Genomic DNA, 14949 nt, shown 5'->3' with positions numbered 1-14949 from the left:
CCGCCCGGATCGGACCGGACGGTGATGAGCGACAATATCGAGGTCACTCGAAAGTGTCGCAGACGGAAGCGAGCGTCGAAGGATCATGGGTTTCTACATGCGAGACATTCCCGCCATCCGCTTCTATGGGAATGCTCCACTGGTGATCGTTTTGCATCTCGTCGCAACGACCGACAGAGCCGCCGCCAAAGTTGGAATCGATCCAGTAGTGCACCTCGTAGTTTCCGCCCTCCTGGAGCGCCCCGGGAAACTCGAAGGTAAAGGCGGGCTCCGCACTGGCGGAGACCTCGCCGCTTTCCATGCCCAGGACCTCTCCGGAAGCGGTGTCGATCAACGCGGCCTGTATCGACTGGCCGCCGTGCGGCCCTCCGAAGCTAGCATCGCCTTGAAAGGTCAGGTCGCTGCCCTCTTCGGCCAAGGCGGAAAAGGTGGAAAAAGCGAACAGCGGCAACGCGAATAATGCCCGACGACCAAGCGATATTGTGGACATCTGCTATCCCTCCCGAAACTGGTAGGTGAACATTGCCCTTCGGGGCTTCCGTTCCAGCATAGTGCCCAGCCGTCGCCCTTGCTCGCCGCCTAGTCCCCGACGGCCTCCTCGAGCCGTTCGAGCTCGACGGTCATGTAGAGGATGTCGGGCCTATCGGTCCAGGCGTTAGCGGGAGGCCGTGTCTCGACAAAACCGAGCCGGCGATAGAGTCGTCGCGCGGGATTATCCGGGAAAACGAACAAGGAACAGGCCTCGGTGGCCAGGGCCTTGCCGCCTTCCCGGGCGAGCAGCTGGATGAGCCGCGCCCCCAGCCCCTCGCCACGCCGATCGCTCGCGACGGCCAACCGGGCCAGATGGCAATGCCCCCAGCGCGCATAGTATTGACCGAAGCCCAGTAATTCCCCCGACTCGCCCAGCAAGCCGCGCGAGGTTATCTCATCGAGCTGCAGGTCCTCGCGAAAGCTCCGCATCGTGAAGGGATAGCGAAACGCCGGCCCTCCCCAACGACGACAACTCCACGCATCCGGGAACCAGCTCGCGAGCGTCTCGAGGTGCGAGGCGTGCAGTGAAACCAGGTGTCGATGTCGCATGAGTGGTTGCTCCCCAGCCCCAGCGGCAGAATGCACGACTACAGCCAGCGCTTGCGCCTGAACAGGTAGAGCATGCCGGCCACCAGCGACAGCATGACGCCGATCACGATGAAGTAGCCATAACGGAACGACAGTTCGGGCATGTAGGCGAAGTTCATGCCATAGAGTCCCGCCAGGAAGCTCAGTGGCACGAAGATGGCCGTGATCACCGTGAGGATGCGCATGGTGCTGTTGAGCTGGTGCGACGTCAGGGAAAGATAGCCATCCACTAGATCACCGCAGATGTCGTAGTACATCTGGGTCAGGCTCAACAGGCGCTCGAAGCGTTCGTGCACGTCATTGATGGCGTGCAGGGTTTCCTCGTTGGTACGGGGCAGATGATCGTAGTCGTAACCGATCAGTTCCTGGGTGATACCGACATGGTAGTTGAAGATGCGCCGCATCTTCACCAGCCTCGAGCGATAGGCGATGACGCGACGCATGAGGGCATCGCTGCCGTCGTTGGTCAGGGCATCCTCGAGGTCGCTGAGTTGCGACTCGAATGCCAGCAGGCTCTCCAGGTAGAAGCCCGCCGAGGTATACATGATCCGCAATGCCACATACTCCGGCGACCGTTCCAACAGTCGCTGCCCTTCGCGCTCGAACAGCCGGTCCACACTCATCGCCCGCCCTGGATGCAGGCTGAGCAGGAATCGCTCGCCCAGCAGGAATGCCATCTGCTGCGGCACGTAATCGAGCTCGTCGTCGAAGGAGGAAATGCCGCGATAGAGGATCAGGGTATGATCGTCGAACTCTTCGATCTTCGGCGGGTGCCGGTCACGCTGGGCATCGTCGATGGCCATGGGATGGCAGCCGAATGCCTCGAGCAACTCATGCTCGCGCGCCGCGCTCTCGCCCTGCAGGTCGATCCAGATGCGACTGTCCGCCGCTTCACGCCAGTGCGCGATCAATTCTTCACCCCCCAGGCAGGCGTGACCATCGGCGTCCAGGAGCAGCGTTCGAATCATCGTCTTGTCATCCCTGAATGATAGGCTCCTCTACGATACGGCAAGCCATTCGGCCTTGCCTACATGGCCATGGCATTCATGCCCTCGATCACGGACGGACACGGCACCACCATGACGGCATCCTCCCGGCACGACCTCGCCGAAGTGTTTCGCGCCTTTCTGCTGCTGGGGCTGAGCGCCTTCGGTGGCCCTGTCGCCCATCTCGGGTACTTCCGCGCGGAATTCGTGACACGTCGCCACTGGCTCGACGAGCACGCGTATGCCAATCTGGTCGCGCTGTGCCAGTTCCTGCCCGGCCCGGCCAGCAGCCAGGTGGGATTTGCGCTGGGCTTGATGCGCGCCGGGCCATTGGGAGGGCTCGCCGCCTGGACGGCCTTCACCCTGCCCTCGGCGCTGCTGCTGATGGTGTTCGCATTGGGGGCCGGCAGCCTGGAGGGCCCCTTGGGCACCGGGCTGCTGCAGGGATTGAAGGTGGTCGCAGTGGCCATCGTGGCCCACGCGGTCTGGGGCATGGCACGCACGCTGTGTCCCGACAGGCGACGCGCCGGCATCGCCATCGCCACCACCCTGCTGGTCACCGGCCTGGGGGGCACAGCCGGCCAGGTTGTCGCCATCCTCCTGGGAGGACTGGCCGGCCTGGTACTCTGCCGGGACATCGACGAGGCCCGCGCCCCGGCCCCGGACATCGCCCTCTCCCGTCTCGCCGGCCTCGTCTGCCTGGGGCTGTTCGCCGTGCTGCTGCTGGGCCTGCCACTGCTGGCCTCGGTCGGTCCCGGGATCGCACTGGTCGATGCGTTCTATCGCGCGGGCGCCCTGGTCTTCGGCGGCGGTCATGTGGTGCTGCCACTGCTCGAGGCCGCGGTTGTCCAGCCCGGCTGGGTGAGCGCCGATGATTTTCTGGCCGGCTATGGGGCGGCCCAGGCGGTTCCCGGGCCGCTTTTCACCTTTTCCGCCTATCTGGGAATGGCCGCCGATACGCTGCCCAGTGGCATCGTCGGCGCGGCGCTGGCCCTGGTGGCCATCTTCCTGCCAGGCATATTGCTGTTGCTGGCCGCGCTGCCATTCTGGAACAGGCTGCGCGAACGCCAAGGCATCCAGTCGCTGATGCGCGGCGCCAACGCCGCGGTGGTGGGATTGCTGGTAGCAACGCTCTATCAGCCGGTGTGGACCAGCGCGATTCTCGGACCGCACGAATTCGCCCTTGCCCTGGCGGGCTTCAGCCTGTTGGCGATCTGGCGGCAACCCGCCTGGCTGGCGGTCCTGGTATGCGGCCTGGGCGGCGTGCTGCTGAGCCTGCCCTCGACGGGATGAGGGCTACGAGACCTCAGCGTCGTGGGCCGCCTTCAACCGATAGAACTCGTCGACGATCTCGTCCATGGCCGACGCGTCATAGTCACAGAGCCCACTGACCACCAGCTTCTTGGCGCCACTGCCGATCTCCTCGCCGCCGGCGACGATACGAAAGTCCAGCATCACATCGCCGCGCTTGCCGACCACGTTGAGGGACGAATCGAGCAGCTCCAACCCCGGCTCGACGCCATCCAGGCGCGTGAGCGAGAAGCCCATGCTGTCATAGATCACCAGCGGGCGACGCGGGTTGAACATCACCCGGCGGTCTTCCATCAGCGGCTTGAGGTAATGGGGGAAGTTCTTGCCGGAAAAGGCCACATAGCAACGCGTGAAGGCCTCTACCACGGATTCGTCATGCGTGACCTCGCCGTCGCGGCACACTTCGAGATAGCACTTTCCGGCATCGTCCAGCACCCGGATCAGTCCATCGTCATCCTCGACGAAGGTCAGCGGCACGCTGTCGCCGACCATGCTGAGGAAGCGGAAGGTCATGTTCTGGGAGAGTCCGAACCGCGCCAGCACCAATGCGAACAACAGGTCCCCCGGGACGCAGAAGCGTCGCGCGTCGGGATTGTGGATCGGGTTGAAGTCACCGGCCACGCGCTTGGCGAAGCGACTCGCCTGCTCGGCGGTAATGTGGATGCGCGAGCCTGTGCGCGAGTGGTAATCGTCGAGAAACATGCGTCGAAGTCTGCCTGTGTCATTGGCGTTACGAAACTCTCCCGGCATTCCGGCCGGAGCCGCAGATGATGCCATAAAATTCGCGCCGAGGGGCGGGATAAGCGGCGATACCCCACACACCGACTCATGGCGATAGCAGCACTCCCCCTACCAAAGGGGCAGGCCAGCAGACCAATTGTCGTCGTGCAAAATGGTAAAATTTGCCAGTTTTCGCGTCTTTTCCCCATCTTACAACTCAGGATAACAATGATGTTGCAACGCTTTTGCCGCCCCGCCGGAGGATGCCGGCGCCACCGTCTCCCCGATCGCCTCGCGCTTTTGTCCTGCCTGCCTCTTCTGTTCCTTCTGGCCAGCCCCGCCCTCGCCGCATCCGGCGGCCTCGACCTGACCACCTCCTTCGTCGGTTTTCTCGCCGTGGCCATCTTCGTGCTGGCCTATGCCCTGGTCATGGCCGAGGAAAAGCTGCACATGCGCAAGTCGAAGCCCGTGCTTGTCGCCGCCGGCATCATCTGGGGGTTGATCGGCTGGGTCTACGTCAAGGCCGGCATGCCCAGCGAGTCCGAGCACGCCTTTCGCGAGACATTGCTCGAGTTCAGCGAGCTGATGCTCTTCCTGCTGGTCGCCATGACCTACATCAACGCCATGGAGGAGCGCAACGTCTTCGATGCGCTGCGCTCCTGGATGGTCCGCAAGGGCTTCAGCTACCGCATGCTGTTCTGGCTCACCGGTATCCTGGCCTTCGTCATCTCGCCCATTGCCGACAACCTGACCACGGCCCTGCTGATGTGCGCGGTGGTCACCAAGGTCGCCGAGGGCGACAAGCGCTTCATCAACCTGGCCTGCGTCAACATCGTGGTGGCCGCCAACGCCGGCGGCGCCTTCAGCCCCTTCGGCGATATCACCACCCTGATGGTCTGGCAGGCTGGCATCGTCCATTTTCAGGAATTCTTCGCGCTGCTGGTGCCCTCGCTGGTCAATTTCCTGATTCCTGCCGTGGTGATGAGCGCCTTCATCCAGAACCGCAAGCCTGCCGGCCTCGAGGACGACGTCTGGCTCAAGCGTGGCGCGCGACGCATCATCGTGCTGTTCTTTCTCACCGTGGCAACTGCCGTGGCCTGCCATACCCTGCTGCATCTGCCGCCGGTGCTGGGCATGATGACCGGTCTGGGCTACCTGCAGTTCTTCGGCTATTACCTGCGCCAGAGCCTGCCGCGCTCACTGGAGCGCAAGCGTACCCGCTACACGCAGCGCGGCGACTGGAAGAAGCTGGAGCAGCTGGGCAGCGTGGTGCCCTTCGACGTCTTCAACCGCGTGGCCCGGGCCGAGTGGGATACCCTGCTGTTCTTCTATGGCGTCGTGATGTGCGTCGGCGGCCTGGGCTTCATGGGTTATCTGGGCCTGCTGTCCGACATGCTCTACACCCAGTGGCACGCCACCTGGGCCAATATCGCCCTGGGCGTGGTCTCAGCGGTGGTCGACAACATCCCGGTGATGTTCGCCGTGCTGACCATGGAGCCCGATATGTCGCATGGTCACTGGCTGCTGATCACCCTGACCGCCGGAGTCGGCGGCAGCCTGCTGTCGGTGGGGTCTGCCGCCGGCGTGGCGCTGATGGGTCAGGCGCGAGGCAACTACACCTTCATGGGCCACCTGCGCTGGACCCCGGTCATCGCCCTGGGCTACATCGCCAGCGTGGCGACTCACCTATGGCTCAATGGGCATAGCTTCGCCCTGCATGGCTAGCCCCTGCCCCTGAGCCACCTCTCACGCCGGCGGTTCAGGGGGATGCGCCCAAATCTGGCCCGGGATACAGACGGTCGGGCCAGTCCAGCAGCATGATGGCCAGGACGTTGCGGTGCTCGCCGTACGCCGGGTCGAGGCCCCCGTCCTCGGCCGGCACCATGCGGGCTTCAGCGTCGTAGGCCGCCAGCAGGGCATCGCGCAGTCGGCCCACCGCAGGATCCCGCTCACGCCCCGCGAGCAGAAAGCTGATCCCGACTTCGGTATAGATGTCCTCCTTGGTCTCGACCAGGATCCGCTCCAGGTGGCCGGCAAAGTAGTCCAGTATCCAGTCGAACTCATCGGGCGGCACAGGCCATTGGTAATAGCCGCTGGCGGCGATCACGAAATGGGTCATGCCGTAGATCTTGTTGCGATAGGAGGCACGCGACAGCGACGCGTCCCGTTCGGGCGGGTAATGCCGGCGGAATGCCTCGATCGATGCCTCGCGTAGATCGGCCACCTCCAGCTCGTGGAGGTAATACGCCAGATTGGCTACCTGGGCGGCATAGACCTCCATCACCTCGGGGTCAGTGACGAAAGCGCGAAAATCGATACCCTCCAGGTAGCGCAACGCCCGGCGATATCCCGGCAGGTCGGTCTCGTTGAGCAGGCCGAGGTAGCTGGCCTGGGTCATCCGAAAGGCCAGTCCCTTGGCATAGGCAATCTCGCGCCAGTCGGCGAGCATGCGCTTGCGGCGCCGCTGCTTGTCGGTGCGCTCCGGATAGTCGGTCACCGCCGCCTCGGCACGCGCCGCGATGATCTCCGGTCGAGCCAGGCCGGGGAGCTCCTCTTTCAACTCGGCGAGAAGCCGGTCGGCATAGTCGCGATTGGGCGGCAGGTAACGCGCCTCGCCGGTCAGGCGGTAGAGGCGCTGGGCGTAATGCCGACGATCGTCCGCCGGCAGGTCGGGCAGGATTCGCTCATAATGCTGGCGTATCTCATCGGCCACCGCGATATAACGCGCTTCGTCGCGTTGTTCATCGAGGGCGCAACCGGCCAGCCACAGGCACAGCACCAGCCACCAGGCCCGAGACAGACAGCGCAGCATGGGCGGGAGGGGCATCGTGTTCATGAGCGCTCCTTGCGGCGTCGCGTCCGCTCGGGAGGAATCAGCTTGACGCGTGCCTTGGGACGCTTCGGTGGTGCCGGCGCCTCTCCGGCCTGCGGCTGACCTGCCGGTCGCTCCACTATCACCCAAGCGAAGACCGGCAACGCCAGGCGCCAGCGAATCGCCGCCAGGCGCAGCCCCAGCGTCGTCATCAGGGAGCCGCAGATGGCAACGAACAAGGACGCATTCAGCGCCTCCAGGGTCACGAAGACCACGCCACCGGCGATCGAGGCCGTCGCGTAGATCTCCTGTCGCAGCACCATCGGCACGCGTCGCGCCAGCACATCGCGCATCATGCCGCCCGCCACCCCGGTCAGCAGCCCCATCAGCACCGCGACCACACCCGGCGCATCCAGCAGCATCGCCTTGTAGGCGCCGATCACGGTGAACAGCGCCAGGCCGAAGGCATCCGCCACCGGCAAGAAGACACGCGACAGACGATGAATGTAATGGAACCCGAGGATGGAAAGGCCCACGGTCGCCAGGATGACCCACAGATATGCCGGATCGTCGACCCAGAACACCGGGCGCACACCAAGCACCAGATCGCGCAGGGTGCCGCCGCCGATCCCGGTCATGGCGGCGAGCACCAGCATGCCGAAGGGATCCATCCGCGAACGACAGGCCAGGATCACGCCCGACAGCGCGAAGACGATCACGCCCATCATGTCCAGCCAGTAGATCACGCCCGCCACTTGCATCCTCCGCTGTCCCATTGTCGCCAGCATAGCAGGCCCGACGTTCGCCACTGCCAACGCCCCGCTCGGCTCCACGAGCAGGTTCCTTGCCCCCGAAGGCTCATCGGAGATCGCCGTTATCGAGAGGCGAAACGCGCCAATTGCATCTCCCGCAGCCGGCTCAGGGTACGACGAAAGGGAAAGGCCAGGTGTCCGGCCGGATAGAGCGCCTCCATGGGCACCCGGGCCTCGACATGCAGAGGAACACCACGGTCGTAGCATTCATCGACCAGAGCGATGAATCGACGCACGCCATCATCATGCCGGGAGAGTGCCGGCAGCTCGCGGTCGCCGGTCTCGACCCTGGCGCCGGCGTCCTCGGTGCCCCGCGCGATCCGCGAGGCAACGGGAGTGCCGACGAGACAAGGCACCTCGCCGAGCAGGACATGGCGAAACCGATCGCACAAGGCGATGAAGTCCAGAGCCGCCAGCGGCCGTTCGCAGAGGGCCGCATAGCGGCACCACAGGACCGACTCGCTGCGCGCCTCCACCTCGATCGGCAGGTGTGCCAGGGTGAACGGCTCGGCAGACGCCGCCCGCTCCCCGTTGAGTCGTGCAAAGACCGCCGGCAGTACACTGGCCTGGCCTGCGCCGCGCACCCAGTAGCGCTGCTCGACCGCCCCCGGGTGACACCGGTGGTCCTGGTCGCCGGCCAGGTGCACCACCCGGGTGCTACGCTCGATGGCCTCGATGGCCGGCAGAAAGCGCTCGCGGTTGAAGCCGTCGGCATAGAGCCCGGAAGGCGGCTGGTTGGACGTGGTTACCAGAGTCACACCCTGCTCGAACAGCTCGCCCAGCAGGCGGCCAAGCAGCATGGCATCGGCGATATCGGCGACGAAGAGCTCATCGAGACACAGCACGCGCGCCTCGGCACGCAACTCGGCGGCCAGGCAACGCAGCGGATCGGCGGTCCCGGTCAGCTGGAACTGGCGACGATGCACCCAGCGCATGAAATGATGGAAGTGCTGGCGTCTCGACGGCACCTCGAGGCCACGCTGAAAGGCGTCCATCAGCCAGGTCTTGCCGCGCCCCACCGTTCCCCATAGATAGACGCCCGGGACCTGATCGTCCCTGCGCGCCAGGGCCCGATGGACATCCTCGAGCGCCTCGACGGCCTGCCACTGGGCATCATCCGCGACAAAACCATCCGCCAGGGCACGTCGATAGGCAACCAGGGGCGATGTCATGCGTCGGCGCCACGCTACTTCTGGATCAGAGTCACCACGACCAGCACCACGACGCCGGCCACCACACCGACCACGAGGTTGAGCAGCATCGGGCCGAGACCGTGCACGATGGCGTCCAGACCCGGCATGGCCAGCTCGACCTCGCTCATGTCCTGGCCCAGATGATGCAGGGCGGGAACGCCATGGCTCAGAATGCCGCCGCCGACCAGGAACATCGCCAGGGTACCGACCACCGACAGCAACTTCATGAGATAAGGGGCTCCCTTGACCAGGCCGCGCCCGACGACGGCCAGGGCGCCGCCACGCTCATCGAGGTAGAACCCCAGGTCATCCAGCTTGACGATGCCCGCGACCAGGCCATAGACACCGGCCGTCATCAACAGGCCAATGCCGATCAGCACGACGATCTGCTGGCCCAGGGCTGCCCCGGTGACCGTGCCCAGGGCGATGACGATGATCTCGGCGGAGAGGATGAAGTCGGTACGCACGGCCCCCTTGATCCTTTGGCGCTCGAAGGCCCGCATGTCGACATCGCCGGAAGCCAGCGCCTTGGCTCGCTCGGCGTGCTCCGCCTTGTCGTCCTCGCCATGCAGGAACTTGTGCGCCAGCTTCTCGGCGCCCTCGAAGCACAGGAAGGCACCGCCCAGCATCAGCAGCACCGTCACCAGCCAGGGCAGGAGCGCGCTGATCAGCAGCGCGGCAGGAATCAGAATCACCTTGTTGAGCAACGAGCCCTTGGCCACCGCCCAGACCACCGGCAACTCGCGAGCCGCCCTCACGCCGGTGACCTGCTCGGCATTGAGGGCCAGGTCATCCCCCAGCAGGCCGGCGGTCTTCTTGGCCGCGACCTTGGTCATCACCGAGACATCGTCGAGGATGGTGGCGATGTCATCGATCAGTGTCAGTAGACTGGCTCCAGCCACGGGGACCTCCTGTCGTGATGGTGGACATGTGATCCCCAGCATAACCGCAGTCACTGCCGACGCCGAGCATGAATGGCCCGCCTGCACGAAAAAGCCCCGCCGTGTGGCGGGGCAAGACAAGGAGGGAATCGCCGTTTCAGCCCAACTGAAATGGGTAGACGCTGCCGATGCGCAGAATGCCGGTCAGCTCGTCGAGAGCGGTGAGGGTCTCCTCGGCGAGCTGTGGGTCGGCCAGGTCGTCGGGTGCCAGGCGATCCCGGTAGTGGCGCTCGACCCAGGCCGTCAACTCGCCATGCAAGGCCTCGTCGAGCAGCACGCGCCCGGAGACGGCGGCACGCTCCGGCGCCGAAAGCGCCACGCGCAGCCTCAGACAGGCCGGACCGCCGCCGTTGCGCATGGACTGCTTGACGTCCTTGACCACCACCTCGCTGATCGGATTGTTGCCGGCCAGCAGATGATCCTGGATGCAACGCCACACCGCCTCGCGTTCCTGGCACTCGCCGGGTACCACCAGCGTCATGCTGCCATCCGGGTTGCTGAGTAACTGAGAGTTGAACAGGTACGAGGCCACGGCATCGTCCAGGCTGACCGCTTCGCACGGCACGCGCACCGGAATCAGCGGCTCGGGCATCCTGGCTCGCAGGGCGTCCAGGGTGCCCTCTTCATCACGGAAGGCCATCTCGTGATAGAGCAGCACCGGGCCGTTGCCCACCGCAATGACGTCATTGTGGAAGACGCCGGCATCGATAGCCTCGGGATGCTGCTGGGCGAACACCGCCTGCGCCTCATCGAGACCGTGCTGGCGTACCACCGCCTGGCTGGCTTCCCGGGTCTGGCGAGCCGGATAGCGACGCGGCTCGACGCCGTCGCCCCCGAACGCCTGGCGGCCATAAACATAGAGATGCACCCCGGCCGCGCCGTGCTCGGCGCACAGCCGGGTGTGGTTGGCCGCTCCCTCGTCGGAGAAGGCCGGCGTGGCGGGCAGCGCCGGATGGTGCGCGAAGCGCGTCTCGTCAGCGAAGATCGACGCCAGCACCCGGCCGGTGGTGGCCGGTTCCAGATAGCGATGGAAGCTCGACTGCAGGTTGGCCGGCGTGAAGTGAACCCGACCGTCGGCGGCATCAATACTCGGCGTCACCGTGGCGGCATTGGCCGTCCACATGCTGGAGGCGGAACACACCGCACGCAGCAGTTGCGGCGCCTCGCTGGCGGCCCGGGCCAGCACCCGAGCGTTGTCGCCAGCGAATCCCAGGGCGCGCAGGGCGCCAAGGTCCGGGCGCTGCTGAGGCGGCAACACGCCCTGGGCGTAGCCGGCCTCCATCAGCGCCTTCATCTTGCCGAGCCCCTGAAGCGCCGCCTCGCGGGGGTTGGCGATCAACCCCTGGTGGGTCATCGAGGCGACATTGCCATGCGCCAGTCCCGAGTAGTTGTGCGTCGGGCCCACCAGACCGTCGAAGTTTACCTCGCGAACGTCTCGCCCGACCTCGCTCATAGCGTCACCCCCGGCGGCAGTTCCTCGGGCAGTTGCAGCTCCTCGCTCTCCATGGATGCCACCGGATAGGCGCAGTAATCGGCGGCGTAATAGGCGCTCGGGCGATGGTTACCGCTGTCACCGACCCCACCGAAGGGCGCGTCACCGGACGCACCGGTCGTCTGGCGATTCCAGTTGACGATGCCGGCACGAATACGCAGCAGGAAGTCGTCCCAGTCGGCCCGTTCGCCACCGATCAGCCCGGCGGAGAGGCCATAACGGGTATCGTTGGCGAGGTGCAAGGCTTCGTCCCAGTCGTCATAGCGGTAGACCTTGAGCAGCGGGCCGAAGTGCTCCTCGTCGGGAACGTCCAGACCGGTGACATCGATCAGGGCGGGAGACAGCAGGCTGGTGCCCTCCTCCAGGCGTGCCATGCGCGACAGTACCGTACCACCCCGTACCTCGAGGTCCGCCTGGGCATCGAGCAACCCATCGGCCGCGTCGAGGGTCGCCAGGCCACCATAGAAGCCGGCCGGCTCGGCGAACTGGCCGGCTACCCGCAGCTTGCCGATCGCCTCGCTCAGCGCCTCCAGCAGCCGGTCACCCACCGGTCCACGAGGGACGATCAGTCGGCGCGCGCAGGTACAGCGCTGGCCACCGGACAGGAAGGCCGACTGAAGGATGGTCAGCACGGCCGCGGCCTGGTCCGGTACGTCCTTGATCACCAGCGGATTGTTGCCGCCAAGCTCCAGGGCCAGGATCTTGCCGAGCTGCTCGGCGAACTGACGCTGCAACAGACCGCCGACCTTGGCGCTGCCGGTGAACAGCAGGCCATCGATGTCCGGATGCCGGGACAGCGCCTGCCCCACCGGCGCCGCGCCCTGGACGAGGTTGATGACGCCTTCCGGCAGCCCCGCCTCGCGCCAGCACTGCAGGGTCAAGTCGGCAGTCAGCGGCGTCTGCTCGCTGGGCTTGAAGACCACGGTGTTACCGGCCAGCAGAGCCGGCACGATATGGCCGTTGGGCAGGTGGCCCGGGAAGTTGTAGGGGCCGAACACCGCCATCACGCCATGCGGACGATGGCGCAGCACCGCCCGGGCACCGCCCAGGTCACGCTCGCGCTCGCCGGCACGCTCCTGCTGGGCACGAATCGAGATCGCCACCTTGCCGATCATGGCGCCAACCTCGGTGCGCGCCTCCCACAGGGGCTTGCCGGTCTCATGGGCGATGGCCGTGGCCAGCGCTTCGCGGTGGGTTTCCAGCACGTCGCGGAAACGCTCCACCAGCGCCTTGCGCTCCTCCAGGGGCGTGCGCGCCCAGGCCGGCATGGCGGTACGGGCAGCATCCACCGCAGCGCCCACCTGGGCCTCGCTGGCAGCGCCGCCGGACCACAGCGCCTCGCCGCCTACGGGATCATGCTTGGCGAATGCCTCGGCCTCGCCGGACTGCCAATGGCCGCCGATCAGTAGCTGTTGCGTCGCCTTCATCATGTCTCCTCGTCGGTATCCAGAATACGCAGGGTGTCGCCCGAGCCGACCTCGAGTCGCTCGGCTTCGGCCTCGCTCAGGGTCAACACGCCTTCTGCGTCGGGGCCGCGTCCCACCCAGGCTGCGCGGAAATCGGCCATGACGGTACTGGCGGCCAGCCAACGCGGACGCGGCGTCTGCTCCAGCTCGCCGGCCTTGACCTCGACCCGGCAGGTTCTCGACAGGCGCACGCCACGCACGTCGTCGATATAGGCTTCCACGGTGGGACCGCCATCGAAGATGTCGATGAAGCCTTCCCAGCGCAGGCCTTCCTTCTTGAGCATCGCCAGCGCCGGGCGCGTGTCCTCGTGCACCTGGCCGATGCAGGCACGCGCCTCCTCAGAGAGAAAGGGCGTGTAGATCGGGAACTTGGGCATCAGCTCGCCAATGAAGCTCTTCTGACCCAGCCCGGTGAGCCGGTCGGCCTCGTTGAAGTCCATGGGGAAGAAGTGGCTGCCCAGGCACTCCCAGAAGGGACTCCTGCCCGATTCGTCGAACAGGCCGCGCATCTCCGCCAGAACCTTGTCGGGGAAGCCATCGCGGAACTGAGCCATGAACAGCCAGCGCATCATCGACAGCAGCGCGCCGTTGCGCTCGTGGCGACGGTCGGTACCACGATACTCGGCACGCAGGAACAGCGAGGCCACCTCGGCGTCGCCGGTGTGGTCCGAGCTCAGGAAGAGCGTGTCGATGGTGCGGTGCAGGTCGAGCTGTACCGAAGAGTGCGCCAGGGTGCCGACGCGATAATGATAGAAGGGGATCTCGCGTCCCACCTGGCTTTCGATGGCACAGCAGCCGGCCAGACGGCCCTCGACCTCGTCTTCGAGCACGAAGAAGTACAAGCGCTTGTCTTCCGGCGTCTCGCCATTGAAGGCGCTCACCGCCGAGGCGATCTTGGCGGCCAGGAAGGGTTCGTTATCGGGCAGCGAGGTGAACCCCACCCCCGTTTCGCGGGCCAGCACCCGCAGATCGTCCAGGTCGGACTCGGCAATCGGTCGGATGCGCATTACAACTCTCCCTCGTCGTAACCCGGGTCATGCTCGGCTCCTGCGAGTGACAGCGGCGCGGCAAGCACGGCGCGGCCTTCCTCGACGCCGAGCAGCTCGGCGTGCTCCGGCGACAGCATCAACTGGCCGGTGGGCGACAGGGCATAACGCGCCACGACGCAACGGAAATCGCCGAGACGCTGATTGGCGACCATCGCCGGCTCGGCGTCGGGCAGCGAATGGGAGGGACGAATGCGTACCGGATGCCAGGCGGCTTGGCGAAAGCTCTCGAGCCGCTCGCGCTCGCCTTTGATCACCGGCCCGGCATCGAAGATGTCGACATGTCGCGAGCGCAAAAAGCCCTCGGCGAGCATCTCGCTCATGGCCGGCTCGTGCTCCGGGTGCTCACGTCCCACCGCGGCCCGCGCCTGAGGCGTGAGCAGCGCCAGGTACAGCGGGAACTGCGGCATCACCTCGGCGATGAAGCTCTTCGAGCGCACCCCGGCGATATAGTTGATGTCCTGGAAGTCGCGGACGAAGAAATGACGCCCCACGCTGTTCCAGAACGGCGATTGCTGCTCGTCGTCCAGATAACCGGGGAAGGCCATCGCCAGGATCTCGGCGAAGCGTTCCGGGTACTGGGCGATGAACATCAGCCGTGCACGACGCAGCAGGCTCTCGGCGCTGGTGCCCCGATAGTGCGAGTCGAGCGAATAGGCGCACAGCAGGCTGGCTTCGGAAACCTCATGGGAGAGCGACAGGGTCTGTACCTCGCGGCGCACGTCGAGCTGCTGCGAGGCGTGGATCAGCGTCTCCTGGCGATAGGTATAGTAGGCTTCCCGGGCACCGGCCTGGGCGCGGATGGTGGCGGTACCCACCGCCTCGCCCCGCTCCAGGTCCTCGAGCACGAACGTATAGTGCTCATCGCCGGGAAACTCCACCTCGGCCTCGAAGGCCCGCTGGGAGCGCGCGATACGCTCCTCCAGCCGGTCGCGATGCGCCGGCAGATTGGTCAGGCGCGGCGTGGCGCTCCCCGCCAGCCGCTCCAGGGCCGGCAGATCCGCCGGCCGGGCGGGACGTACCACCAGCATGTCATGGCCTCCACGTGATT

The 14949-nt window shown here is 65.7% G+C and carries 14 protein-coding genes; 2 read left to right on the top strand and 12 right to left on the bottom strand.

Annotated elements, in window-relative coordinates; genetic code table 11:
• Positions 1 to 43: 43 nt before the first annotated feature.
• The 3 genes from A9O65_RS03615 to A9O65_RS03605 all read right to left on the bottom strand — a co-directional run bounded on the left by A9O65_RS03615 (position 44) and on the right by A9O65_RS03605 (position 2087).
• Positions 44 to 451, bottom strand: coding sequence for a hypothetical protein (locus A9O65_RS03615; RefSeq protein WP_254783122.1), 408 nt, complete (start codon positions 449 to 451; stop codon positions 44 to 46).
• Positions 452 to 579: 128 nt separating this feature from the next.
• Positions 580 to 1080 carry a GNAT family N-acetyltransferase gene (locus A9O65_RS03610; protein ID WP_064698930.1) on the bottom strand — a complete coding sequence of 167 codons (501 nt, stop codon included), beginning with the start codon at positions 1078 to 1080 and terminating at the stop codon, positions 580 to 582.
• A 38-nt stretch (positions 1081 to 1118) separates the two neighbouring features.
• Positions 1119 to 2087, bottom strand: a complete 969-nt coding sequence (locus tag A9O65_RS03605; RefSeq protein ID WP_064701383.1) for a magnesium transporter CorA family protein — start codon at positions 2085 to 2087, stop codon at positions 1119 to 1121.
• Between the two features lie 111 nt (positions 2088 to 2198).
• Here A9O65_RS03605 and chrA point away from each other — a divergent pair, with 111 nt between their 5' ends.
• On the top strand, positions 2199 to 3398 hold the full coding sequence (chrA, locus tag A9O65_RS03600) for a chromate efflux transporter (protein ID WP_064701432.1): 1200 nt from the start codon (positions 2199 to 2201) through the stop codon (positions 3396 to 3398).
• Positions 3399 to 3401: 3 nt separating this feature from the next.
• Here the strand turns inward: chrA and A9O65_RS03595 are convergent, their stop codons facing one another.
• Positions 3402 to 4118, bottom strand: a complete 717-nt coding sequence (locus A9O65_RS03595) for a DUF3581 family protein (RefSeq protein WP_064701382.1) — start codon at positions 4116 to 4118, stop codon at positions 3402 to 3404.
• A gap of 246 nt (positions 4119 to 4364) precedes the next feature.
• Between A9O65_RS03595 and nhaD the strand changes: the two genes are divergently transcribed.
• Complete coding sequence (nhaD, locus tag A9O65_RS03590) at positions 4365 to 5861, top strand: sodium:proton antiporter NhaD (protein ID WP_082919957.1); 1497 nt, start codon at positions 4365 to 4367, stop codon at positions 5859 to 5861.
• 34 nt (positions 5862 to 5895) lie between these two features.
• Here nhaD and A9O65_RS03585 read toward each other — a convergent pair whose 3' ends face one another.
• The 8 genes from A9O65_RS03585 to A9O65_RS03550 form a co-directional block, all read right to left on the bottom strand.
• Positions 5896 to 6972 carry a DUF3541 domain-containing protein gene (locus A9O65_RS03585; RefSeq protein WP_064701381.1) on the bottom strand — a complete coding sequence of 359 codons (1077 nt, stop codon included), beginning with the start codon at positions 6970 to 6972 and terminating at the stop codon, positions 5896 to 5898.
• The gene (locus A9O65_RS03580; RefSeq protein WP_074749325.1) at positions 6969 to 7703 is read right to left on the bottom strand and encodes a trimeric intracellular cation channel family protein; all 735 of its coding nucleotides are present in this window, start codon (positions 7701 to 7703) and stop codon (positions 6969 to 6971) included. The genes A9O65_RS03585 and A9O65_RS03580 overlap by 4 nt, the downstream gene beginning before the upstream one ends.
• A 119-nt stretch (positions 7704 to 7822) precedes the next feature.
• Positions 7823 to 8932 (bottom strand): cell division protein ZapE, encoded by a 1110-nt coding sequence (zapE, locus tag A9O65_RS03575; protein WP_064701379.1) that lies wholly within the window; start codon positions 8930 to 8932, stop codon positions 7823 to 7825.
• Between the two features lie 14 nt (positions 8933 to 8946).
• Complete coding sequence (locus A9O65_RS03570; protein WP_064701378.1) at positions 8947 to 9855, bottom strand: DUF808 domain-containing protein; 909 nt, start codon at positions 9853 to 9855, stop codon at positions 8947 to 8949.
• Positions 9856 to 9991: 136 nt separating this feature from the next.
• The gene (gene astB, locus A9O65_RS03565) at positions 9992 to 11347 is read right to left on the bottom strand and encodes an N-succinylarginine dihydrolase (RefSeq protein ID WP_064701377.1); all 1356 of its coding nucleotides are present in this window, start codon (positions 11345 to 11347) and stop codon (positions 9992 to 9994) included.
• The gene (gene astD / locus A9O65_RS03560) at positions 11344 to 12813 is read right to left on the bottom strand and encodes a succinylglutamate-semialdehyde dehydrogenase (protein WP_064701376.1); all 1470 of its coding nucleotides are present in this window, start codon (positions 12811 to 12813) and stop codon (positions 11344 to 11346) included. Before astD ends, astB begins: the two co-directional genes overlap by 4 nt.
• The gene (astA, locus tag A9O65_RS03555) at positions 12813 to 13859 is read right to left on the bottom strand and encodes an arginine N-succinyltransferase (RefSeq protein ID WP_064698921.1); all 1047 of its coding nucleotides are present in this window, start codon (positions 13857 to 13859) and stop codon (positions 12813 to 12815) included. The genes astD and astA overlap by 1 nt, the downstream gene beginning before the upstream one ends.
• Positions 13859 to 14929, bottom strand: a complete 1071-nt coding sequence (locus A9O65_RS03550; protein ID WP_064698920.1) for an arginine N-succinyltransferase — start codon at positions 14927 to 14929, stop codon at positions 13859 to 13861. Before A9O65_RS03550 ends, astA begins: the two co-directional genes overlap by 1 nt.
• Positions 14930 to 14949 lie beyond the last annotated feature (20 nt).

This window comes from Halomonas caseinilytica (assembly GCF_001662305.1).
GTDB classification, from domain to species: Bacteria; Pseudomonadota; Gammaproteobacteria; order Pseudomonadales; family Halomonadaceae; genus Halomonas; species Halomonas caseinilytica.
The sequence above is the reverse complement of the archived record's forward strand: the minus strand, read 5'-3'. Positions and strand labels throughout refer to the sequence as shown.

Coding starts and splice junctions, on each gene's coding strand:
- A9O65_RS03610 (WP_064698930.1), bottom strand. CDS start 1,080: ATGCGACATCGACACCTGGTTTCACTGCACGCCTCGCACCTCGAGACG.
- A9O65_RS03605 (WP_064701383.1), bottom strand. CDS start 2,087: ATGATTCGAACGCTGCTCCTGGACGCCGATGGTCACGCCTGCCTGGGG.
- chrA (WP_064701432.1), top strand. CDS start 2,199: ATGACGGCATCCTCCCGGCACGACCTCGCCGAAGTGTTTCGCGCCTTT.
- A9O65_RS03595 (WP_064701382.1), bottom strand. CDS start 4,118: ATGTTTCTCGACGATTACCACTCGCGCACAGGCTCGCGCATCCACATT.
- nhaD (WP_082919957.1), top strand. CDS start 4,365: ATGATGTTGCAACGCTTTTGCCGCCCCGCCGGAGGATGCCGGCGCCAC.
- A9O65_RS03585 (WP_064701381.1), bottom strand. CDS start 6,972: ATGAACACGATGCCCCTCCCGCCCATGCTGCGCTGTCTGTCTCGGGCC.
- zapE (WP_064701379.1), bottom strand. CDS start 8,932: ATGACATCGCCCCTGGTTGCCTATCGACGTGCCCTGGCGGATGGTTTT.
- astB (WP_064701377.1), bottom strand. CDS start 11,347: ATGAGCGAGGTCGGGCGAGACGTTCGCGAGGTAAACTTCGACGGTCTG.
- astD (WP_064701376.1), bottom strand. CDS start 12,813: ATGAAGGCGACGCAACAGCTACTGATCGGCGGCCATTGGCAGTCCGGC.
- astA (WP_064698921.1), bottom strand. CDS start 13,859: ATGCGCATCCGACCGATTGCCGAGTCCGACCTGGACGATCTGCGGGTG.
- A9O65_RS03550 (WP_064698920.1), bottom strand. CDS start 14,929: ATGCTGGTGGTACGTCCCGCCCGGCCGGCGGATCTGCCGGCCCTGGAG.